The organism is Halovivax ruber XH-70 (genome assembly GCF_000328525.1).
Classification (GTDB): Archaea; Halobacteriota; Halobacteria; order Halobacteriales; family Natrialbaceae; genus Halovivax; species Halovivax ruber.
On sequence record NC_019964.1, the window covers coordinates 2075888 to 2098030 of the forward strand.

Genomic DNA, 22143 nt, shown 5'->3' on the forward strand with positions numbered 1-22143 from the left:
CCGTACGGCACCGACCCGGCTTGCGTTTTCTGACCGAGACCGCGGGCTCGGTTTAACTAATCGAAGATATCGCCGGATAGGTTTGTAGAAAGTGACCCGAAGAGCGGGTCGCCTGCTCGCCGATGTTCGAGAGGGATCTGGGTGTTCACACACACACACACACACACACACTCGCAGTCCGAAACGCGTACCAGCCCACGCACCAAGGGATGTATATGACGATCGTCGGGCTGGACGACACCGACTCCCGCGAACGAGGGATGTGTACCACCTACGTCGCCAGCCGGATCGCGTCGCAATTGCGCCAGCACGGCACCGTCGACCGACTCCTGCTGATTCGGCTCAACCCCGCCGTCGAGTACAAAACGCGGGGCAACGCAGCGATCGCGATTCACACCGACGTCGATCCCGAGGCGGCGCTCCGAATCGCCGAAGACCGGCTCGACGAGTTGGCGATCACCGCCGACGACCGAACGAATCCCGGGCTCGTCGTCACCGAATCGACAGCCTCGGACACCCACGAGAGTGTGAACGACACGGTGGCGACGTTTTCACGACGGGCAATTCACGAACAGCTCTCGATCGACGACGCCAAGACGGTCCTCGACGAGACAGGCTACCGACACCGCAGCTGGGGGAACGGCCGTGGCCGCATCGGTGCACTCGCGGCCGTCGGTGCCTGGCGCGCGTTCGACGAGTGGACCGTCGAACACATCACCTACCGAGAGCCGACGCGATGGGGAACGCCACGGGAGGTGGACCCGGAATCGCTTCGTACCGCTGCACAACGGGCGTACCCGACCGTCTGGGACACGATCGACCGGGGGACCGGCGAGCTCGTCTGCGTGCCCCGGACGCCGGGGCCGGTACTGGCCGGCATTCGGGGCGACCAGGCAGCCGCCGTCGACGACGTCGTCGCGAGTCTCGAGGGCGAACCGATCGCGAGCAGCGAGCGATTCCTGACCAATCAGGGAACCGATGCCCACCTTCAGCCCGGCCGCCTCGGAACGCTAGAGAACGGGCACGCCTACACCGTCGATGGGATCGTGACGAGTGAGCCCGAAACACGACGTGGCGGACACGTCTTCGTCACCATCGCCGCCGGCTGGGGTGACCAACCGCCGGCCGACACGACCGACGGACACACCACAGCCCCGGACGGGCACGATCCTCCCGAGCACGAACGAACCTGCGTCGCGTTCGAACCGACGAAACGATTCCGCGACCACGTCCGAGCGCTCCGCCCGGGAGACTGCGTGACCGTCTGCGGCGAAGTCGCGCGCGGAACGCTCAAACTCGAGAAGTTCGCCGTCCGGGACCTCCGCAGGGAGCAATCGGTCACGCCTGCCTGCCCGTCGTGCGACCGGACCATGAAGAGCGCCGGGAGCGATCAGGGGTACCGCTGTCGGGACTGTGGAACGTCGACCTCGACCCGCGACCGGGTCTCGATCGACCGGAACCTCGAAGTGGGCTGGTACGAGGTGCCGCCACGGGCGCGCCGTCACATCGCGAAGCCGCTGATCCGTGGTGGCTTCGACGCGCCCACACATCCCGAGCGCTGACCGAGACAGCGTCAGGTCTCGATCCGGGTGAGTAACGACACCTCGTCCCACCTGACCCCTTTGCCAGTCGGTCCCTCGCCGTCGAGTTCCAGATAGCCGGGTTCGAAGCCAGTGACCTCGCCTTCGACTGTGGGCGATTCGGAGACGCTGTGGCCCATCGTGTCGGCCGTGTGCACCTCGACGAGCACACCTTCGTCGACGAAGTCACGAACGAGTGACGCCGCAGTCGGTTCGTCGGCGTCGGGCGGAATTTCGAGTTCGGTCACGCGCTCCGGTACGCGGTGTGAGATGAAAATGGAACAGGGCACCGGTCAGTGTGCGTAATTGTCACCACAATACCTGCAGTCAGTCCCCACGGAACTCGTCGGGAACCTCCTCGACACAGCCGGCTTGCATAACTGATCGAATGTGGTAGTCCTTCTCGGCCGGGTCGTCGGCCGCCAGCGCCAGTTCGAGGTGTGTCCGACACGATTCGGAGAGTTGACTGAGCCGTCGCATTGTGACACACGAGAACACCTTGGTCGATTACAAAACCGTTTCTACGATTCACCGGCTGGCCCGGTGGTAATGTCGCATTTCCCCCGCGTTTCAGCCATCAATCTCGGCTCACTGTAGCGACGGCTGAGACTCGATCGGCGTCGGAGTACACAGGCGAGGGTCGGCCAGCGTTCGTCGAGCCCCCTATCGGCACCGACAGCGCCGTCCCCTCGCCGTTTTTCAGTGTGTTCGACCGCGTGTTAGGCTTACTGGCCCACAGGAAGTCTGGACCGCCGCAACGGACCGATTTCAGTCGCCAGTAGCAACTGCTTACCCAGGGGTCCGAGAAGTGGATTTTCGGCCGGTAGCGGGTGCTTAGAGAGCAGAGATGACTGCTTTCAGAAGTTCGAGTGGGACCGCCGAGCGCGACAATCCGGTTTTTGGACGTACTGGTCCGTCTACTGCTGGATTTGGAAATCATGTATCAGCCTCCTTGTTGAGGAATGACCGCCGAGACTGCATTCGGCGGATCGGGTCGGGGTGGTCATAGTGCGCCCTGATGACCTCAGGGGTGGCGTTCACTCGTTCGGCGACGACCTCCGGCGGCCATCCCTCGTCGCGCATATGGGTGATCGCGCCGGTTCGGATTGGATGGGGAGATCGTGAACTTGGGCAGCGCGCTTCGTGTCCGTGTTTCAGCGCCTCGCAGTTCTCCTCGTCGCGGTTGTGCGGGCACGTCCCGTAGCGACAGGGCTGAGTCAGGATATAGATGTCTCGCCTAATGCTCGACTTCGAAACGCGGGCGTTGTCGCCCTTCTCGGTCGTGAATAACGGCCGTCGGTCGCCGTCCGACCGCTTCGCCCGTTTGACCTGGATGTAGCTTTTGATCAGGCTGGCAACGTCGTCAGACAGCGCGACGGGGCGCTCTCCCTGTTTCTTGTTCTTCAGCGGCGTGTCGGTCTCGGGCCGGTGGCGGAAGTACAGGAACGGGAGATCGACCTCTTCGAGCGCTTCGTGATCGATGTCGTCCTGGTGGCGTAGACGATCGAGGTCCGACGGCTCGAAGAAACAGTCTTCGAGATCGAGCGCGCGAAGCCCACCCAGCCGGCACCCGCAGTGCCAAGCAATCGCGAAGATAGCGTGGCGGCGTGATGCCCGGTCGTACAGTTCGAGGTCTTCGAGGATCTGCTCGGCTCGTTCAGCGCGAACGAGCTCGTCGTTGACTCGCTCCGCTAACTCGACTGTCGGAACCTCGACCTTCTCGTACAGGCCTTCGGGGACGGCTTCGAGTCGGTCGCAGAACTCGAGGAAGAGCTTCAGCGTTCCGAGCTGAGTCTTCAGTGTCGCCGGGCTGAGCCCTTCGCTCCGGCGCTCCGAATCGTACCGAAACACGTCACGACTCGTCAGGTCGTTCAGATTGTCGATTTCCTCCTCATCGCACCACTCGACAAACGATTGCATCCGGTAGCGGTAGCTCTCGATCGTCGCCTCGGATCGAGTAGACTGCAGCCGTTCAAGCCATAGTTCGAGCGCTTCGAGAGGGCTGAGTGGTTCGAGCTCGCTCACTGTCTTACCTCCTGTCCGGCGCGATCGCGGCGCTTGGCTTCGCGATAGGCGTGTTCGATCTCCCGCGCGCAACTGGCGCAGACGTAGCCCTCGGGAGTGATCTCCTCGGCCGTCCCGTCGCAGCGCGGCGTGTCGCACTGGCCGGGTTCAACGGGTTGGACGCTCATGCGGCCACCTCGGGAGTGTCTGAAAACTGGCTGTTAGCGATACGCTGAAGGGTCGTGCGAATGTTTGCCTGCATGGTCTCACCTTGTGGGACCACGGACGGAACCGGGCGCACATCATGTCCAGGTGCGCGCGCCCGGTGGGCGTCCGTTGGTCGAGTAGACTGTTGCTGACCGGGCCCCATAAGCAAGAGAGCCCACTTTCCGGAATTTCCGATACACCACTGCCGAATGGGACTTTCATATCCCGCCGCGCCTGATTCTGACATGGTTCTCTCACACCAGAGAACCGCTCAGACCCGCGCCACAACGCGGGTCGTCACTTTTCTTCAACTCATCGGTCGGCCCAAGCCCAAGCGGAACTCTGTCACCGTGGCCAAATATTCACAACATCTTAAATCTGTGCAATAGAATATGCACAAGAAGGACATAACATGCGATCTGTCACAACATCGGAGAGTCTAAGAAAGGTACCGGGGAAAACGGGGTTATGCGCCCCAGGGTACCGTGGATGAACGAAGTAGACGACGCTATCCTTGAATTTCTCGATGAAGCTGATGTCGACGATCAACCGATTGCACTGAAGCCTGGGGCCGTTCACTACAACCTCGTTGAGGAGTTCGAAATGGTCGACAAGAGTCTAAGTACGTTCTCCCGGAAAATGGCGCGCTTGGCAAAGAACGGGTACCTCGAAAAGACCGAGGAGGGAAAGGGATCTCCGTACAAGATCACTGACAAAGGCCGCGCATATCTCGCGGGCGAGCTCGACGCCGACAATATCGAATAGTCACTGCCCGATCGCGTCCGTCGCGTCCCGCGAGAGGATCACGTTCTTTTCGGAAACCGAAACGGAAGCGCCCGCCACGTCTTCGATCAATCGGGCCAGATCTCGGAGGTACGCATCGGTTCGCTCCTCGCGGAACCGCACAATCCCGTTGTGGGGCTTTGTCGCGCGATTTTCCAGATAGCAAAGCACGAACGTCTCTCGAATCGCGTCTGGCGCGTCCTCCAGGTACCCGGGCAACTCAATTCGTTGCTGAGTCTTCGAACCTACAGGAGCGCCGAGACACGCAAGCACCCGGCCCAGAATCGTACCGTGTTCGGTCGGACGCACTTCATCTGCCCGGCCGTCACGATCGTCGACGATCTCGTAGTCGACGCCGACCGCCTCGATCGCGTCGACGATGTGCAGCTGGCGTCGGTTCGGATCGAGCGCAAACGACGGCCGATAGTACTGCTCGGCAATCGACCCACCTGAAAACACGTTCGAAACCATGGCGTTCAGTCCTTCGAACGTCGGACTCGTCGCATCGGTTTCGATCCAGTTCATCCGACGCGCAACGTCGATAGCATGGGCCGCATCGGGCTGTCCCCCGTCGAGCCAAGTACGGATACGGCTTCGCGGGAGTTCGAGCGCGCTCGCGATCGCAGACGAACCTTTGTTTGGGTGGCGCGATCGGTAGTCCATCACGTCCCAGTACTGTTGTACGATCGGCCAGACGTCATCGTAGTAGCCACCGTCGTAGGTGCGCGCGAGATCCTCGGCAGTCACGATCGCCTCGTCGGTCATCATTCGACTCAGGGGCCGAGCCGTCCAAAACGGTTATGGGCGCTCACGCTCCGCCACAGATATGTCGATTTCAAGAGTTTCAGCGGCTTCAAGAGGTGCTTGGAACCGACCAGTGGACAGTTAGGACGCCTTGAAACTCACTCTGGCAAGTAGGTTTATTAGATAGCCGTTCCCCGTCTTGTTTGAATCCAGTCACAGAGAAAGCCGTGGACGGCGCCCGCTCCGCGATGGACGGACGCACGTAGGTCGATGCTGACGCGTTGGATACGCTTTCCCAACTGGAGGAGATCAACATGATGGACGGAAAAACAATTCGCGATAAATTGGTCGGATCGGACGATGAACGGGCTGTCTCGCCTGTTATCGGAGTAATCTTAATGGTCGCTATCACGGTCATTCTGGCGGCCGTCATCGCGACGCTCGTGATGGACTTCGGTGACAGTACAGAGAGCCCAATCAACGCTCAAACTACGTCGGATGTGAGTTCTAGCAACGATGAAGTGAAAATCACAATTCAGGAGACCGGAAGCGCTGAATACTTCATGCTCGGAGGCCAAGCCGGCGATCTCAGCAACGTTTCCTTCTCTGATGGCAATGCGGACAAATTCGCCGAGAATCCCTCGACCGGGGATATAATCACTGTCACATTCGACGCTCCAGCTGATGAGAAAGAAGTGAATGTGATTGCTGTTGAAGGCCAGCAAGAGGAGACCGCTGGCTCGTTCACTGTCGGAAACTAACTCGTCCGAGAATCGCTGAGTACCGGACCCATTTCTTCGCGCCTCTAACCGAATGTGAGGTATATGGCTCGCGTCAGGAAATCGGCCGCTTGGGTATCATCCCATGGCACTGACGCAATCGAAAGGAGTTGACCTCACAGACGCACTGCTCGCACCGCTGTTCGTCGCGGCTTCCCTCGTGATGGGAGGGCTCGGGACGTTCAGCCTCGATCAACCGCTCTCGTTCTCGCTGTCGGACGTGCTCTATGCCGCGTCCGGCGTCGAGATTACCTACGCGTTCATCGCCTCGATCGTCGTCCTGGTGATCGCCTGGCTCACCAACGAAGCCAGGGACACGTCTGACTACAGCCAGGAGCAGCTGGCGATCATCGGCGCGATGGTCCTGCTGAACTTCGCGGCAGTCCTCGTTCCGCCGGTCGCAGCGGCGATGGACACGTACTGGTACGCGGGCGGCCTGCTCGTCATGATCAACAGCGCCGGCTACTACCTCATCGCCTACTACTGAGCCCATGCCCACCGCACAATCCACTCACTGCAGGACGGGGTACCGCTTCGCCGCGATCGTCGCGGTTGCACTGTTCGCGATCGGCGCGATCGTCTTCGGCGCCGCGGTCGCGACGGCCGACGGCCCGGACGAGCTCGGAAACGAGACGGTGAACGTCTCCGCGGACACGGACCCGCTGGAGGTGACCGTCGACTTCGCCGACGAGTTCAACGAGACGGACACCGAGACGGTGACCGCGACGTTCTACAACGAAACCGAGTACGCCGACGATCCGGCGACGGCCACCGAGTTGCACAACGTCACGGTCACCGGCGATCCCGGCGAGACGATCACCGAGGAGGTGAACGTCTCCGAGACGGACGCGCTGAACCTCAGCACCGAGTATCGGCTGATTCTCACCAGCACCGAGGAGAACGTCGACAGCGTCGAAATCGGCGGGCTGATCGGCGGCCCAGTCGTCGTCGACGGCGACGGAATGCCCGGCTTCACGCTCGGCGCCGCCGTCGCCGCGCTGGCACTCGCTACCGCGTTCGTCGCCGCACGTCGGCGCGGAGGTGGCGAATGAGCGCGGACCCGATCACGGTCGACTCGGCGAACGGAGGTGATCCTGTCGATCACCACCGCCCGGAAGGGCGCGAGATAACGCGACGTACTCTGCTCAAGACCGGCGCCGCAGCTGGCGCCGCGATGGGAATGGGCGCGATCCCGAGTCAATCTGTGTCGGCAACGACGGCGCCGTCACTCGTCGCTACGCCAATAATCTCACCGGGGTTTCTGGCTGTCTCTGCCATCGGCTCCGCGATCGATGGCGTGTTCGGCTCTACGCCCGACACGGGCGATCGTCTCACGCTGCACCAACAGGCGACACAGCAAAAAGAGGGCTGGGACGGCCACGTCGTCCAGTTCAACAACCGGCTCACGGACGCCTCGACGATTGCAGATATCGAAGCCCGTGACGGAATCGCCCAGAGCTACGAAAACGGTGCGACGGAGAACGAGGCCTTATCAAACGCACTCGCTCGAATCCGATCGTACTACGCGGATGCGCCGGAACACAACGCGATCGAGATCGCCAATAAGGCGCTCCTGTCCTACCGTGTTATTCAACACGCTGGGGACCAGACCGACCCGGTTTTCACGGTCCCTACGGCGTGGCAGAACGAAGATGACACGGTAACTGGCCAAATCGTGTTCCGGCCCGACGGCACTGCCGATCTGTCGAAGGACGATCCTGGGTTGACCAGCTCGACCATCACGCGCCACGACGGCACCGAGCACACGGTCGGCGTCGGGGTTCAAAACGCGGATGACAATCCGCTTGACGAACCGATGACGCCCATCCTCGAGATTTACGACGACAGTTATTACGCTGACGGCGCGTCGAAAGTTGATGAGATTGTCCCGCTCTCGGATGAGACGATCGACGCATACGATTCGTCGGCAGATGAATTCGTGTTCACACTCTCGGATAATTCAGTAATCCACACGAATCTAAAATTCACCATCCCACCGATCACCGATTCGGATGGGAATCAGCTTCGCGAGTCGAAAACCGTATTCGATCTTCGCGAACTCATGAAGATTCTTACTGAAATCCAAGACCAGAGTGACACGATCGTCGGCAACTACGATGCCAATTTCGTCGGTGAATTGTACGCGCTGATGGACGACGGCACGATAGATCCGGGCGATATCCGTGGCTCCGCTGGAATCGCTCGTTTCCTCTCCGGTACGGACGACGCGAGTGACTCGCGCTTTCAGCTGGCGTTGATGCAGCAACTCGGAATGTCCCGATCGGACCTCTCGAACGTCGCGAGTATGTCGGTCACGCTCCAGGGCGCGACCGACAGCAAGGTAGAGTACACCGATTCGGGAGACAGGAACGTCATTCCGACAGATTTCGAGTCATTGGAACTCGAAGGCCAGTTGTTCGCTCGAACTGATGTGAGTGAGATCGCATCTGGTGAGGTGTATTTCCCGAGGGAGCGTGTCTACGGCGTCGGTGCTGATTCGAGTATCTACGCAATCGACCCGTCCGATGGGTCCGAAATCTGGGCATCTGATCACTCGTTCTCCAACGGCATGGCAATCGCCGAATCGGTGAAAGGGGATAAGGTGTTCGTCGCAGACAACAACGGCGGAAACGTCGATTGCCATGATGCTACCTCTGGTTCCATCGAGTGGACTGGGTCGGTGTCTGGTCCCTGCGAATCAATCGCCGTTGATCCGGCTGATGAGGCCGTCTACATCGGGACTAACGATGGCGTCCTCGATGCGATCGACCCGGCCGACGGCTCTGGCCTCTGGTCGGAAAACATCGGTGGCGAAATCGCGGCACTCAGCGCCCAACACGACGGCGACTGGCTCATAGTTGCTTCTGGCTCGGCCATCCGTCGCGTCTCGACGGCTGATGGATCGGTCGATTGGGAGTACACGGAAGCTTCCTCCGCGTTGGTCGATATCGACCTACTGGGCGACGGTTCGGAAGCCATCGCGACCGACGGCTCGACGTTCCACATAGTGGACACTGCAGATGGAACACAGAAACGCACCTTCTCGGACCCGAACAACTCTGCGCGAACCTCCGCAGGGCCGGACGGTGAAGCCGTCTATTCGGTCAATGGGAACACTTCGGACGTGTACGCAATCAACACGTCAGATGGGTCTACCCGGTGGACGAACTCGTCTCACACCTACGAACCGGAGGTCGTAACGGTCACGCCGTCGGGAAGCGAGATCGTCACGGCGAGCTATGACGAGATCGTCGCGTTCGACTCGACCGGTTCCCGATCCTGGTCGACTAGTTCGATGAACGTTCAGTATAAAGTGGCGTCTGGTCCTTCGATCCCCGGAAAACCCGGCGGGAAACTCTCCAACGCGCTGTTCTTCGACGTAGCAAATGGGGAGGAGTACGAACTGCAGTCTGGGTCGATTACTATCGAGGAGATTACCGATGCAGACGGTAACGAACTCGATTCGTCGGATTACAACGAACCCGGCTACGACACCTATGACAGCCAGGAATACGCGGAGTACGTCGAGGAGCACACGACATACAAAGAGACGATATACCGGGAGGAGGATTCTGGCCCCTCAGTGCCCTGTCTGATCGGGTGCGGCGACGATGGGGGCGACTGGATCGGCCTCGTGGTCATCGGCGCGATTCTATTCATGGTTGTCGGCTGGGTGACTGACCTGCTCCCGTTTGTCGGTGGTGACTGACCGTGCACCGGCTTTTCATTGCAATCGCGACGGTAGCACTGGCGCTGTGTCTCGCGACCGGTGGCGTCGCGGCCCAAGCCCAAAACGCGAGCAACGAGACGACGGCGGCGGCCGGCGACGACTACCAGGAGGTTATCGACGAGGACACACGAATCACCAACTGGCAGTATTCGCCGGGCCAGTTCCTCATCACCATCCAGGCTGACGCATCGACGTCAATCTCACTCACCGAAGCTGGATCGTTCGACGAGGGAACCAGCCAGTTCAACTACGGCGAGCGCGAGCTCGAGGAAGGTGAGAACGTCATCCGGTTCTCGGTTACCGACCGCCAGGGTGCGGCCGTCGCGATCGCGACGAGACAGTCACTCCAGAACGGCGGCGGCGCGATCGTCTCGACTGGCGCCGTCGAACGCAACCCGATGAGCAATTTCGGCGGTGAAAGCGGACTGCTGTCCGGTATCGCGATCACAGTCGCGATGGCCGGACTCGGCGCCTTGTACGTCGTCCGTTCGGAAGACAGCGGGGTGAGTGTCGCATCATGAGCGAGCTCGGTACTACCTTCGCCTCCTGGAAGGACCGCGCGACCTACCTCGCCGCCGAAGCGCAGCTGCTCATCATCGGCCTCGTCTTCTCGATCGGCGCGCTGTTCTTCTACTTCAAGCCAGAACTGCCAGGCATTCCGCCCATCGCCCACGGCTGGCTCGCCGCGCTCATGATCTTCGGGCCGCCGCTGCTGGCGATGTTCGTCACGGGCGCCCGGCGGCTTCGCGACCGACACCGGGTCACCGTCCACCACATTAACGCCGTGACCGACGAACGCGAGAAGTACAACGTCGAGCCCGGCGTCTGGGACGAGAAGACCGTCGAAGGCCCGTCTCCCTACGTCGTTAACGACGGCGACGCCTACGAAGTCCGGGAGTTCGAGTGGCACGCGGACACGGAGACGCTGATCGTCACCGGGTGCCACTTCTCAGAACTCGCCGACTCGAAACTCATCACGGTGAAGGCGATGCTGGAAGACATCCACGGCCAGCTGATCGAGACGGCGATCGCCTACAACAAGTTGCGAGCTCGAATCTCGCGCATGGGCGTCGAGATCGAACGCGACGTGGTGAACTTCCAGGCCGAGGCCGACGAGCGTGGGCTAATGGGCCAGAAAACGGCGGTGAAAGAACGGTTCGAGGCGGCCGAAGACGAAGCGCAGGAGTGGGACACCGACGAGATTCGCGACCTCGGCGACTACGAACACGAGTACGATCCCGTCGCGAACCCCGAAGGCGTCACCGTCGACACCGGCCATCAGGCCGCCACGGACGGAGGTGAGCAGCGGTGACCGACGAACAGGAGATCTTCACCGCGGCGCAACTCCGGGAGCATCAGGACGGCTACCAGGCACGCGAGAACCGCGAACTCCTCCCGCACACGGGCATCGTTCGGGACCCAAAGATCGAGCGGGCGCTCTCGATCCGCGCCGTCCACTACGATCCAACCGACTGCGACCGGCCCGACGAACTCCCGGCGAAGTCCAAAGACCTCGATAAGCACCGCCAGATCCAGCGGATCGAAGGAACCCAGGTTGCCCGCCAGGCACTCGAAAACGGCGACATGGCGACGGTCAAGCACCTCACCGGCGACACCAACCAGCGCGCGGACGTGAGCGGCATTCAGGCGATCGGCAACGTCGACGATCTCGTCACCGGCCCGGCGTCGATCATCTACATCTACGCCGAGCCCGGCAGCGGGAAGACTGACTTCGCGCTCCTGCTCGGCCAGCGCTGGCGTCACCACCAGCCGGGGGACGCCCTGGTCGCGTCGAACATCCAGACGCTCGAAGAAACCACCGAGTGGACCGATGACGACGGCCGGCTTCGCGACGGCTGGCTCGCCAACTACGGCGCGCTCGACGAGTGGATCAAGCAGGACGGCGAACCCACCGAGAACGCACAGACGCCGAAGCTGTTCATCTTCGACGAGGCGAGCTCGCACGCCGCAGGTGGTGGCGCGCAGGGCTACGAAACCCGCCAGAAGATGGGGCCACTCGTCTACAAGATCCGCAAGTACGGTGGGTCGCTGATCATTATCGGCCACGACGGCGGCGACGTCCACCCGATGGTTCGCGAGCAGTCGAAGGTGGTCAAGAAGGACGGAAAGAAAGAGGCGACAATCTACGACTCGATCCGGAATCGCAAGCCCCAGGGCAAGATCGCGGGCATCACCGGAATCCCGCCGACTGACTGGCGCTTCGACACGCACGAGGCGACCGCCTGGAGTTGGCACGACCTGCGAGCCGAGGACGAAGACGACGGACTCGACGAAGCCGAGGCGGTCGAGCAGGCCGCGATCTACACCGTGATCCGGGCGAAACAGCAGGGAATGAGTAACCGCCAAGTCGCGAAATTCGTTCCCTGGAGCCACGAGACCGTCCGGAAGCGCTGGAACGAGTATCAGAACGACGGCCGGTACACCGACACGGTTGCCAACGTCGAGGGCGTAATCGCATGACGGGACGCCATCGACAACCCGTCAACGACAGCAGACACCCCACTAATAGGGCCGCGGACTTACCTACTCGGTTCAAACCCTGCGGCCCACCGCTCAGGACAAGTAACAGCCGGGAGGAGTCGATATATAAAACGCGCGTGGCGCGTGATTCGGCGTGAATCGCTCGAAGCGGGCGAACCATTTCGGCACGATCTGCGAGAAGCGGATGGCCGCGAAGCGTCGCTTCGATCTCGAACGGGCGAGCTGGCACGATGCCCGCTTCGGAAACGGCACGCCGGTCGAGATCAAGTCGACGATGCTCGAACACTCGGACGGTCAGCCGGGAAATTTCAAGGTCTACCACGCCTATCACCGGAAACTCCGTCGCCACGACGGCTGGTACTGCTTCGTCGTCTACCGCCCGCACGGCCGCTCAGGCTGTACGGTCGTCAAGGACAAGATGGTCAAGGCAGCGAATCTCCCGCTACTCCGGTGGCACGGGGGCGGCGATCACCGCGATACCCAACAGGCGAAGATCGCGATCTGCGACGTGTTATAATACTCAAAACCAAACGCCAATAGACATATAAAAATTGTATATTATATAAAAACTACCACCAGATGGCAATCGGATGAACAACTTTCCCAGGCCCTTCTACCCCCATATGACGATCTTCCATCATAATATCTCGCCCAGCGGCGATCTCCCTAATCGCTTCATTAAATGGAGTGCCAGCATCTTCTGATAACGCTTTCAGAGTACGGATCATGTCTCCGGGAACCCATGAGTCATTGGTACCGATTCGTCCTTCTATTCTTCCAAAGACGGTGTAGGGCCGGGGAGAAGAGAAAGCGTGCGCTAGTGGAGTCCGCTTAGAGTCTCGACGCAACGGTACTGCATATGATTGACCATCATCATCTAACCTGAGAGGCACTCTATCTGAATGTAGTCTCTTTGCCATTGATGCCGTCGCTTTGTTACCCTTGGCCTTTTCCCCCATTAGACCCAACTCTTCAATTAATTCATCATCAACGTCGGGGGAGTTTTCAACAGTTTCAGCTGCTTCGCTAAACGCCTCTCCCCAAGATGCTATGGCTTCATCGTGTAGTTCAATCCGGAAAAGAGACATCGCCTCCATTTCACCTTCTATTTTCACTACATCTCCAAAACTCACTCCCTCATCGGATGGGTCTTTGATTTCTATTCCTTCGGATTGGAATTCCTTCTGTAGCCGGTCAAACCGATAAGGTGCTGTCAATTTAATTTGTTGTTGGAAGTTTTGTGAGTCCAGCTCCCTTTGACTCACTTCGGCATCCACAGCGCCTGCAAATAGAGGTAGTATAGACCTTAATCGCCCCTGACGTTCACTCTCCGATTCGGACTCCCTTTGGGCATCAGTAGCGACACCTACCCCTATTGAGGAAAGATGGCCATTAATGCTCTCTTCGTCTAAATATACGAATTCACGTGGCTCCGGGTCATGCCATTCTGAAGACATACAACTATTTCAGTGAGAGGGTTATTAAATATCCGTCACTAATGGTTAGCCAGTCCAGAATCTGGTGACAAAAAGAAGCTCGAACAAATACTCAGGTACTCTCTATTCTTTTGAAACTATAACCTCAGAATCTACATTGAAACGAACAACTCTCGTCGAGAGTGTCTCGGCGATCTCCTGACGCTGTTCGGCAGTGAGGTCGTCGCGCTCGAGTACCTGGCGCGCTGCCGCGACGAGTTCGGGAACGTCCTCGCACGCCTGCGTGACTGCCTTCGTCTTGTTACACCCGTAGTAGTCCGCTGCTCGCTCGATCACGTCCTTTCGGTACGCGTAGTCACCGTCGGTGCGGATTCGCATACTCGTACACACGGACCCCCGAATCCTAGTTTTTTCGTCTCACTGGACCCGGCCCACAGCCCATAATCGGGGGTAGTTCTGTCAGACTGGCTGAGTGGTGCCGGGCCCGCGGGCTCGATCGGCACGGGATATGCACACGGCCAGCTGGCGCTCGTGTGCATATTCGGGAAACCGGTTCTCTCGACGCGCAAGTGGTGGGGATAACAGGTGAAAGGTCAAAATGATGGATTGGTGATTGCCCAATCCTTATATTCAAAACAACCTTCGTTTCTACCAATAAATGAATCTAAACCCTACGATCATAGGGGCCATTATTGGGGCGATTGGTACCTTCATTACAATTCTGGTCGGCCGTATCCTATTCTACCAGTGGGAAAGATACCTGAAGAGACAGAAGATACGTAATGCCTTTCTAACGGAAATTGACAATATTGTTGAAAAAACAGAAGAGATGAATAGGCGCAGAAAGGAGAAAAGCGACGTTTGGACAACCCCCATGGGGAGAAGTGAAAACATACGTATACTCTTAGAAGAAGTTCCTACGCCAGTATTCGAGAATAGTTCAGAACTCCTCTATGAACTTTCCCAAGAAGAAGCAAGGTGCATCATCGAGCTCTATACAGAAGTTCAAATGTCGAGATGGTTTGAAGCGCCGGATTCCTATGATGAACAGGGAATTACAACACGCTTCAACGTCCACAAGGTTAGAAATAAGGCCAATATAGCTATTGGAGAAATAAACACGCAGAGGGAAAACGACAAGCCATGGGGATTTTCCATTGAACTTCCGTCTTCTAAGAGCTTAGGTCGGTGAGTTACAGTTTCGAAATTGCCGCAAGTTCCATTACTGGAGCTATAACCCCAGGAATGGATATATCATCAGTCCTGCTCAAGGTAGGAGGGGATCCTATCATCAACAGTTCGACGCACTTGCCGTCGTATGAATTCTCCTGAGTTCATGCCTGCGCACTCCTGGACCTCTTCCTTCAACTCGGCCGATATCCTCCCATACAGTCCTGCATTAATCGTTCTGATAATAGATAGAATCACTAAGCAAATGTGGGTTGATGGAGATAGTAAGCTCCGGTTCCATAGAAACTTGGACACAATCAAATTCCAATCCCTATCGTTGTTGCGGATGTCACCCGGCATTTCCACCAATTCCTGATTGAACTTAGTTACTAAATCAGCATTTGTTTTTATCTGATGGATCAATATGTTCAACAGCAACATGGCACCAACGCCACTGATTCCTAATCCAATTCCTACAACTTTGAACGCGGTTGATACTATTGAAGAATGAATTTCCAATACACCGACAACGGTGAGACCACCTCCCAACCCTCCACATGCTGCGGCAATATAGTAAGTTATGATTTTAGCCTTTGAAACCCAATCCTCAAATATCGAGATAAGTTCTGACAACTTGTTGGTTTGGTTAAACTTCTTAGCGTCTGTACCGGCATTCTGAGCTAACTCAGTCAGTTTTGAAATCTCAATATCATAATTCTCCTTAACATAATCCGTTTGTGTTCCCTTGTAATACCAACTCAAGAAGTCTTGCTTCACCGATTCATGTATTATGGGAAAGTAACCTATGTCAAATACAAACTCTGAAAGACTTCTCATGTCCAGAACTGTCTACTTCCTCCCATATAGAATTACATGCAATTCGTGCAAAATCCACCGGATGCTGTTATGTTAGGTGGGGTTTGACCTACATCCCTTCGCTTCAGTTGGACCGGCCAGCGGCGCGTCGGTTAGTTTGAGACTCTGTCAGTCGGCACAGAGTGGGGAAGTTTAGTGAAGGTGATCCTCTGAAACGACGTGAGCGGGCCAGCAGTCGGGGCACATCTCGACCCCACGCTCGGCTATCGACTTTCGAAGGTCCGTCTCCTGCGCCGCGCCACGCCCCAGAACCATCCCGCACTCTGTAAGGTCCGACCGATACTCGACGTCGTGGAGATCGCTCACGACTGCGTGACACAGGCTTTCTCGGACGATGGCCGAGTGACCGTGTAGATCGGGGTCACACTCGGGCGCGGCTATCATGCTGATTACAGCTGCGGGGCCTGGGGTCGAAAATTTTTCGCGCGCCCGCAAGGGGCGCGAACGGGTACCCCGCTCCCTCCGGCTTCGCCTGCGGTCGCGGTGCGGCGGCGGGGGTTGTTTGATTTTGTGGGCTTACCCACACCCCTAAGGGGAACCCCGACAGTTGCGGTCGGCCCGGCCGGGCGCCGATGAGCTAACGGCGAGCTCGAGGAGCGGGACGATCGTGCCGATCGGGCCGAAACCCGGTCGTATCTGTCGCGCGAGTGCCGAAAAGAAGGGGTCAGAGTAGTGATGCCTCTCACGAGGGCCGCGCTATCGGTGCTGCACGTACCGGGCGCGGCCGCGATTCGCGTCGAGATACCGGCGAGCGGCGGCCAGTCCGCCGTTGACCTCGACCTGGGCCTGGCGGAACCGAACCGGGTCTTTCCCGGCGTCACACCAGAGGCGATAGGCTTCGCTGAGCCGGCGCCGGGCGTCGTGCGTCGAGGCGACGTCACCGAGTCGAATCTTCAGGCGGGCGTCGGCTCGATCGTCGACATCGACACCGTGCTTCGCGCACCACGCCATCAGCGCACTCGTTGTCTCGTCGAGCCCACGGTCGGCCGCGGCGACTGCTTTCGCGCCCGCCTCGACCGCCCGTCGAGTCGCGTCTTTCGCCTCCTGCACCGCGTTGTGAACGAGTTCGGCGATGTGGTTCGACCGGAGCGACACCCGGCCGTATTCGCTCTCGACGAGCTCGGGGATGCGGTTGAGCGCACGGCGAACGCTATCCTCGTGACGGCCTTCGGCGGCGGCGATATCCTTCGGGGCGACCTCTCCGCCGTCGGTGACGAGATATTCGAGCGCTTCCCACTCGACGGGCGAGAATCCGCCGTCTGCCAGGTGACGGATCACGACCGACTCCTGGTGAGACTGGATCTCGGTCAAGTTGAGTTCGACCAGCTCGCGCTCGATCGAGCGGGACGGGTCGAAATAGCGATCCTCGACGAACGGCCCACCGCCACCGCTCCCGTCCTGAGGATGAACGTTGATCCCCGCGTCTGCCAGCACCGCGAGCAAGGTCTCGTCGAGCTGACGGACGAGATCGCGAAGGCTCTCGGGATCGACACCGACCGACTCGTCCCACCGACTCGCCTGGTAGGAGACCTCGACCTTCGGGTTCTTGATCGGGTGACTCGATTCGAGAGACTTGTACTCTCGGGACTTGTAGTGCTTGATCTCGCGGGGTGCACGGTGGCCGGGGAACGCTTCGGTGACGCGTTCCGGACCGAGCGTGACCGTGTGATAGTAGCCGGGCACGGTCTCGCCGTCTTCGTCGCAATCGTTCTGGACGACCTTCCGGTAGCCAGTCCGATCGGATTCGAGCAAGTGGCCGAGATTCGCGATCGGCCCATCCCGGGCGTGGACCGGACCGCTCCGGTCGTCGTCGACGCGCACGTACCGGGCCAGGTCCTGGACGTTCGAGTACTCGTGTGGATCCTCGAAGTAGCCGGCGCTGATATCGACGGATTGGAACGCCCGCGCGACGAGATCCTGATACCGGAACACATCGACGTTACTGCCCTGCACGCGGACGTTCACCGCCTCGCTGATCCCGGTCGGAATCGACAGTTCCGACCGCTCGCCGTAGCTGTTCTCGACTTCCATTCCCTGCCAGCGTGGGGAAAGGTGGGCGTTCAGCCGTTGTTTCTCGATCGGGTCTTCATCCGACGAGCGCTCGATCGCGAGGCGATACTCCCGTATCTCGTCGATCGCGATCGGCGTTCCCTGTGGTGTCTCGTCGCCCGGATGGCAGATACCGCTCTCTTGGTAGTACAGGGTCGCTTTCCACTGCTCGCCATCGAGTTTGAACGCACCCGTTCGAGACCCGCCGCCAGTCTTGATCGACTGGAAACAGGCGAAATAGGGGTTCAGCCCATCGTCCGCAAAGATGTAGTTGAGCGCGACCTCGTGGGTCTGGGGCTCAACTGCCTCGATCGTGCTCATCGGTCCTCCTCCGCGGCCCGCTCGGTCTCGACCAACCCGGACAGGACCGCCGTCGGGTTCCACCACGTCGCGGTCTGGCAGCGGTAGCAAACGTGCTTGAACGACGTGAGTGCCCTCGCGTCGAGCGTCACCGGGTCCGCATCGGTCGTCTTCGTGACCTCCGACGGCCGGACGCGCTTGACGTGGACCGTCTGGCAGCCCGTGCAGATCGCGTCGACGGGGATGCCGCGGTGACCGGCTCGCGGACTCGCGAGCTCGGCGCCCAAGTCGCGATCGGTCTCCACACTCACGGCAGATCACCCGCCTTGATCGGCGTGCGCGACTGGTTCGGCAGCCGGCGTGGCTTGTACTGCCGCGCCTTCGGATACGCGGTCTGGCAGCCCACGCACAGGGTGAGACCGACACCCTCGTCCGGCGGAACGTATACCGTCGCGAGTCGCGGGTTCACCCGGTCAGAACACTCGAAACACCGGGTCACCGCTGCTCACCTCCATCGGTCGCGGCAACGAGAGTCTGCTGGTGGGTCGAATCGTCGACGAGTCCGGCCGTCGCGTCCGGATCGAAGTTCGTCACCAGGCGCTCAGTGTTCTCCTGCTCCCAGTCGCCCTGACCCGACCGCATCGTCCCGCGGGCCGACCGTTCGATCACGTATTGCTCGCCCTCGAGCGAACGCGGGAGGTCGGTGTAGGAGACGATCCACTTCCCCTCGATCTCGTCGAGGACCTGGGTAAAGCGGTCGTGGTCAAACCCGCCCTCGTGGGAATAGAGATCGTCGCCAACGTCGACATACGGCGGATCGAAATAGAACAGAGTGTCTTCGGCGTCGGTTCGCTCCACCAGATCGGCGTAATCACGATTCGCCAGCTGGACGTTACGCAGTCGATCGGCGACCGCGTGGAGCTTTTCGCTCCGGTTTCGATAGACTCTCGCGTGGTTTCTGGCCTGGCAGAGACGGAAGCCACTGAAGCCGGTATACTTCTGTGCAAACTGCGTGTTCCGCAGGTAGAACCACCGACCCGCTCGCTCGAGGTCGTCAGCCGGTCGGTAGCCTGCGTAAAACTGGTGAGCGTACTTCCGGTGCAGGTCGCGACTGAACGGCGTGTTCGAAAGCCATTCGACGAGTTCCGCCTCGCGATCGCGAAGCGTCTCGTAGAAGTGAACGATATCGCTGTCGCGGTCGTTGAAGATCTCGACCGTGCTACGCGGCTTCTGGAGCATGACCGCAGCGCTGCCGCCGAACGGTTCGACGTAGCAGTGATGCGCCGGGAACTGCTCGATGATCCAGGTCGCGAGTCGCCCCTTGGAACCGGGGTACGGGAACGCGCCCGTTCGCTCGAGCCCATCACTCGACACGGTGATCACCTCCTGGCTGCCCGTGACAGTCGTTCAGCGACCATCTGAGTTGGAAGCAAAGCGCGCCAAGGTCTGCGAGTTCCTCGGCGACGCGTTCTGGGTCGCCACCTTCGTAGGCAGCTTCGAGGAACGCCTGAGCGAGTTCTCCCTGTTCCTCTTGCATCGCCAGCAGTAGGGTTTCAACGTCCTGCAGGCCCCACTCCTCGACGTTCTCCTCGGCTTTCCTCCCCCATGACTGGCCGATATAGAGGTAGTGCCGGCGCCCCGTCTCCTCACTCGACACGGCGACCACCTCGCGATTCGTCGACCGTCTCCGGGTCGATCACGTGCGACCACGCGAGTTGCGCGACCTCCTGCTCGGACCGGTCAGCGTCGACATCGTACCACCGACCGCGGAGGAGTTCGTCGACGAGCGTCGCAGGCACGATCGCCCGCGCCACGTTCGGCAGGCCCGGCCAGGGCACGTACACCGCGAGTAGGTACATCCCGGCCGCATCGAGCAGCTGCTCGTGTGCGCGACGCTTGACGTAGAACCGGCCGCGGGTCGACCGCGAACCGTTGCTCGTCCGGACCTGGCAGGCTTTGATCTCGATCGGCGTCTCCGGCTCGACGACCACGATCCCGTAAAACGGCAGCGTCGTCGACGGTTCGAGGAGGCCGGTTGTCTCCGCGTCGTGCCAGGTGGCCGTCGCGTCGCCCACGTAGCCCAACGCGTCGACCGCCTGGATCACGTCGGCCTCGATCGCGTCACCGCTGGCCTTCGGGCTCTCGATCTCGCCGAGGCTCGCTCGCGAGCTCACGGAAGATCACCTCGCGCTTTCCGCACCTCGCGAACGCACTCGGGACACAGGCGGCTCGTCGCGGCGGCCGGATCGCCGCAGCGCTCGCAGTCGTCGCGTTCGACGAGTCGGGTCACGCCGGCTCACCTCCGGCCTTCTCGACGGCCTCACGGACTTCGATGTCGCTCGCCTGTTTCGCCGGGTGAACGAACGTCGAGCGCGTCTGCACGTCGTACAGCACCGACGCGGGAACGAACGCGTCGGTCACAGTCGCTCACCTCCGTCGGTCGCGACCTGGCGACTGGACCCGGGTAATCGAATGCTACGCGGACAGTCCCAGTTGTGACCAACTTCCTGAACGCCGTCAGTGAGCCGCGTACACCGGCGCCCACAGTCCGGGCAGAAGAACTCTCGACTCTTCTCCGCGGTCGGATGAGCATAGTGTCGACGGCGGAGTTCGTCGGCGTCGATCTCGTCGACCAGGGCGGCCAACGACTTCACGCCGACCACCTCCGAAGGTCATGACAACGGCCACGAACTACCAGAAACCCGAGAATTGGATTTTCGGACGGTAGAAGGTGCTGAACGCTCTGGTGTTGAACACCTATAAAATTTCTAATGGGACCGCCGAGAGTCGAACTCGGGTCCTACGGACCCCATCCGCAGAGGATACCACTACCCCACGGTCCCGTACCCGGATCGACGGCCGGTTGCCGTTTAAGCGTGTCGTTTGAGCGCGATCACACCCAACCAGACTGCGGGTTCGGCGACGCTCACCCGAGCCACGTCAGCATGGTCGCCGCCCAGGTGTAACCTGTCCCCGCCGCCAGGAAGCAGACCAGATCACCCGATTCGAGCAACCCCGCTCGGCGCCCCTCCTCGAGTGCGAGTATCTGGTCGACACTCTGGACGTGCCCGTACTCGTCCAGGTAGTGGCCATCGGTCGCGGAGTCCAGGCCGAGTTCGTCGAAGAGCGTCTCGTGGAACGACCGCTTCATGTGCGTGACGGCGACGAAGTCGAGGTCCTCACGGCCGAAGCCGGATCGATCGAGCGCCGTATCGGCGACCGTGAGGTAGTTCGGTAACGACACCGGGGCCAATCGTTCCTTCATCCCGTCCGGATCGGGGACGTCGAGGGTGTGTCGGCTCGCATCGACGCTCTCGTGGCTCGCCGGTTCGACGGAGCCGCCGGCGGGCATGATCACGTCCCTGGAGAACGAGCCATCGGTCAGAGCAGCGCTCTCGTGGACCAGTGCCCGCGCTCGCTCGCCCGGGTCCGACTCCAGCACCATCGCACTCGCGCCGGAGCCGAAGTTGAACATGAACGACGAGCGCTCGTTCTCGTAGTCGACGAGGCTCTCCTCCCGACTCGCAGCGACGAGCAGGACGCGATCGACGTGGTCGACCTGGAGCTGGGCCCTCGCCTGTCTGATGGCGATCGGTGCGCCTGCACAGAGCGTGTAGCTCTCCGTCGCGAACGCCTCGTCGGCACCGATTCGCTCGCAGATGTCGGCCGCCGCCGACCAGACGACGTGATCCTTGAACTCGCTCCCGTGGTAGAGCACCATGTCCAGTTCGGAGGCATCGACGCCCGCGTCGGTCAGCGCCGATTCGGCGGCCGCGACCGACATGTCGCTGACGTGATCCTCGCCGGGCCGACAGACCCGTTTTGCCGAGAGCCCCATCTTCTCGACGACGACCGACTCCGGAATCCCGCTCGCCTCCGCGATCTCCGCCCCGGTCAGGACCGACTCGGGCAAGTACCGGCCGTAGCCGGTGAGGCCGACGGTCGTCATCGCATCCTCCACGGTGAGTCGGCTGTTCCGCTGC

At 60.2% G+C, this 22143-nt stretch carries 27 protein-coding genes, 1 tRNA gene and 1 pseudogene; 12 read left to right on the forward strand and 17 right to left on the reverse strand.

What is annotated here, in order from left to right:
* Window positions 1–215: 215 nt before the first annotated feature.
* Complete coding sequence (locus tag HALRU_RS09875) at window positions 216–1562, forward strand: tRNA(Ile)(2)-agmatinylcytidine synthase (protein WP_148680498.1); 1347 nt, start codon at window positions 216–218, stop codon at window positions 1560–1562.
* An 11-nt stretch (window positions 1563–1573) separates the two neighbouring features.
* On the opposite strand, the gene HALRU_RS09880 is transcribed toward HALRU_RS09875, so the two are convergent.
* The 4 genes from HALRU_RS09880 to HALRU_RS15720 all read right to left on the reverse strand — a co-directional run bounded on the left by HALRU_RS09880 (window position 1574) and on the right by HALRU_RS15720 (window position 3772).
* Window positions 1574–1828: a hypothetical protein gene (locus HALRU_RS09880; RefSeq protein WP_015301241.1), complete on the reverse strand. Its 255-nt coding sequence runs from the start codon at window positions 1826–1828 to the stop codon at window positions 1574–1576.
* Between the two features lie 79 nt (window positions 1829–1907).
* A complete protein-coding gene (locus tag HALRU_RS15715; protein ID WP_015301242.1) occupies window positions 1908–2060 on the reverse strand; it encodes a hypothetical protein in 153 nt (50 codons plus the stop codon).
* A gap of 456 nt (window positions 2061–2516) precedes the next feature.
* Window positions 2517–3605, reverse strand: a complete 1089-nt coding sequence (locus HALRU_RS09885) for a tyrosine-type recombinase/integrase (RefSeq protein ID WP_015301243.1) — start codon at window positions 3603–3605, stop codon at window positions 2517–2519.
* On the reverse strand, window positions 3602–3772 hold the full coding sequence (locus HALRU_RS15720) for a hypothetical protein (RefSeq protein ID WP_015301244.1): 171 nt from the start codon (window positions 3770–3772) through the stop codon (window positions 3602–3604). The genes HALRU_RS09885 and HALRU_RS15720 overlap by 4 nt, the downstream gene beginning before the upstream one ends.
* Window positions 3773–4280: 508 nt before the next feature.
* On the opposite strand from HALRU_RS15720, the gene HALRU_RS09890 reads away from it, so the two are divergent.
* Window positions 4281–4556: a transcriptional regulator gene (locus HALRU_RS09890; protein WP_148680499.1), complete on the forward strand. Its 276-nt coding sequence runs from the start codon at window positions 4281–4283 to the stop codon at window positions 4554–4556.
* On the opposite strand, the gene HALRU_RS09895 is transcribed toward HALRU_RS09890, so the two are convergent.
* Window positions 4557–5339, reverse strand: a complete 783-nt coding sequence (locus tag HALRU_RS09895; protein WP_015301246.1) for a hypothetical protein — start codon at window positions 5337–5339, stop codon at window positions 4557–4559.
* Window positions 5340–5632: 293 nt separating this feature from the next.
* Between HALRU_RS09895 and HALRU_RS09900 the strand changes: the two genes are divergently transcribed.
* The 9 genes and pseudogenes from HALRU_RS09900 (at window position 5633) to HALRU_RS09935 (ending at window position 12846) form a co-directional block, all read left to right on the forward strand.
* Window positions 5633–6079, forward strand: a complete 447-nt coding sequence (locus HALRU_RS09900) for a type IV pilin (RefSeq protein WP_015301247.1) — start codon at window positions 5633–5635, stop codon at window positions 6077–6079.
* Window positions 6080–6182: 103 nt separating this feature from the next.
* Window positions 6183–6584: a hypothetical protein gene (locus tag HALRU_RS09905; protein ID WP_015301248.1), complete on the forward strand. Its 402-nt coding sequence runs from the start codon at window positions 6183–6185 to the stop codon at window positions 6582–6584.
* Between the two features lie 4 nt (window positions 6585–6588).
* Complete coding sequence (locus HALRU_RS09910; RefSeq protein WP_015301249.1) at window positions 6589–7149, forward strand: hypothetical protein; 561 nt, start codon at window positions 6589–6591, stop codon at window positions 7147–7149.
* Window positions 7146–7289, forward strand: a pseudogene (locus HALRU_RS16265) (twin-arginine translocation signal domain-containing protein); the annotation flags it as partial. The gene HALRU_RS09910 and the pseudogene HALRU_RS16265, both read left to right, overlap by 4 nt.
* Before the next feature lie 1113 nt (window positions 7290–8402).
* Window positions 8403–9806 (forward strand): PQQ-binding-like beta-propeller repeat protein, encoded by a 1404-nt coding sequence (locus HALRU_RS15995; RefSeq protein ID WP_245547739.1) that lies wholly within the window; start codon window positions 8403–8405, stop codon window positions 9804–9806.
* A 2-nt stretch (window positions 9807–9808) separates the two neighbouring features.
* Entirely contained in the window at window positions 9809–10348 is a 540-nt protein-coding gene (locus HALRU_RS09920) for a hypothetical protein (protein ID WP_015301251.1), read from the forward strand.
* Window positions 10345–11139, forward strand: coding sequence for a hypothetical protein (locus HALRU_RS09925; RefSeq protein WP_015301252.1), 795 nt, complete (start codon window positions 10345–10347; stop codon window positions 11137–11139). Before HALRU_RS09920 ends, HALRU_RS09925 begins: the two co-directional genes overlap by 4 nt.
* Window positions 11136–12308 (forward strand): ATP-binding protein, encoded by a 1173-nt coding sequence (locus HALRU_RS09930; protein ID WP_015301253.1) that lies wholly within the window; start codon window positions 11136–11138, stop codon window positions 12306–12308. Before HALRU_RS09925 ends, HALRU_RS09930 begins: the two co-directional genes overlap by 4 nt.
* 154 nt (window positions 12309–12462) lie before the next feature.
* Window positions 12463–12846, forward strand: a complete 384-nt coding sequence (locus HALRU_RS09935) for a hypothetical protein (RefSeq protein WP_015301254.1) — start codon at window positions 12463–12465, stop codon at window positions 12844–12846.
* Between the two features lie 52 nt (window positions 12847–12898).
* Here the strand turns inward: HALRU_RS09935 and HALRU_RS09940 are convergent, their stop codons facing one another.
* Complete coding sequence (locus tag HALRU_RS09940) at window positions 12899–13786, reverse strand: DUF6414 family protein (protein ID WP_015301255.1); 888 nt, start codon at window positions 13784–13786, stop codon at window positions 12899–12901.
* 102 nt (window positions 13787–13888) lie between these two features.
* The gene (locus HALRU_RS09945; protein ID WP_015301256.1) at window positions 13889–14143 is read right to left on the reverse strand and encodes a DUF7692 domain-containing protein; all 255 of its coding nucleotides are present in this window, start codon (window positions 14141–14143) and stop codon (window positions 13889–13891) included.
* Window positions 14144–14423: 280 nt separating this feature from the next.
* Between HALRU_RS09945 and HALRU_RS09950 the strand changes: the two genes are divergently transcribed.
* On the forward strand, window positions 14424–14957 hold the full coding sequence (locus HALRU_RS09950; RefSeq protein ID WP_015301257.1) for a hypothetical protein: 534 nt from the start codon (window positions 14424–14426) through the stop codon (window positions 14955–14957).
* A 65-nt stretch (window positions 14958–15022) separates the two neighbouring features.
* On the opposite strand, the gene HALRU_RS09955 is transcribed toward HALRU_RS09950, so the two are convergent.
* The 10 genes from HALRU_RS09955 to HALRU_RS09995 form a co-directional block, all read right to left on the reverse strand.
* Window positions 15023–15772 (reverse strand): hypothetical protein, encoded by a 750-nt coding sequence (locus HALRU_RS09955; RefSeq protein ID WP_015301258.1) that lies wholly within the window; start codon window positions 15770–15772, stop codon window positions 15023–15025.
* A gap of 735 nt (window positions 15773–16507) precedes the next feature.
* Window positions 16508–18181 (reverse strand): DUF7845 domain-containing protein, encoded by a 1674-nt coding sequence (locus HALRU_RS09960; protein ID WP_015301260.1) that lies wholly within the window; start codon window positions 18179–18181, stop codon window positions 16508–16510.
* Window positions 18178–18471: a hypothetical protein gene (locus HALRU_RS09965; protein ID WP_148680500.1), complete on the reverse strand. Its 294-nt coding sequence runs from the start codon at window positions 18469–18471 to the stop codon at window positions 18178–18180. Before HALRU_RS09965 ends, HALRU_RS09960 begins: the two co-directional genes overlap by 4 nt.
* Window positions 18468–18659, reverse strand: a complete 192-nt coding sequence (locus tag HALRU_RS09970; RefSeq protein ID WP_148680501.1) for a hypothetical protein — start codon at window positions 18657–18659, stop codon at window positions 18468–18470. Before HALRU_RS09970 ends, HALRU_RS09965 begins: the two co-directional genes overlap by 4 nt.
* On the reverse strand, window positions 18656–19534 hold the full coding sequence (locus tag HALRU_RS09975; protein ID WP_015301261.1) for a DNA adenine methylase: 879 nt from the start codon (window positions 19532–19534) through the stop codon (window positions 18656–18658). The genes HALRU_RS09970 and HALRU_RS09975 overlap by 4 nt, the downstream gene beginning before the upstream one ends.
* Window positions 19524–19817: a hypothetical protein gene (locus HALRU_RS09980; protein ID WP_148680502.1), complete on the reverse strand. Its 294-nt coding sequence runs from the start codon at window positions 19815–19817 to the stop codon at window positions 19524–19526. The genes HALRU_RS09975 and HALRU_RS09980 overlap by 11 nt, the downstream gene beginning before the upstream one ends.
* Entirely contained in the window at window positions 19807–20334 is a 528-nt protein-coding gene (locus tag HALRU_RS09985) for a hypothetical protein (protein ID WP_015301263.1), read from the reverse strand. Before HALRU_RS09985 ends, HALRU_RS09980 begins: the two co-directional genes overlap by 11 nt.
* A gap of 112 nt (window positions 20335–20446) precedes the next feature.
* Entirely contained in the window at window positions 20447–20581 is a 135-nt protein-coding gene (locus HALRU_RS16130; RefSeq protein WP_281098669.1) for a hypothetical protein, read from the reverse strand.
* A gap of 351 nt (window positions 20582–20932) precedes the next feature.
* Window positions 20933–21003 (reverse strand) — tRNA-Pro (locus HALRU_RS09990).
* Window positions 21004–21086: 83 nt separating this feature from the next.
* The gene (locus tag HALRU_RS09995) at window positions 21087–22109 is read right to left on the reverse strand and encodes a 3-oxoacyl-ACP synthase (protein ID WP_015301264.1); all 1023 of its coding nucleotides are present in this window, start codon (window positions 22107–22109) and stop codon (window positions 21087–21089) included.
* Window positions 22110–22143 lie beyond the last annotated feature (34 nt).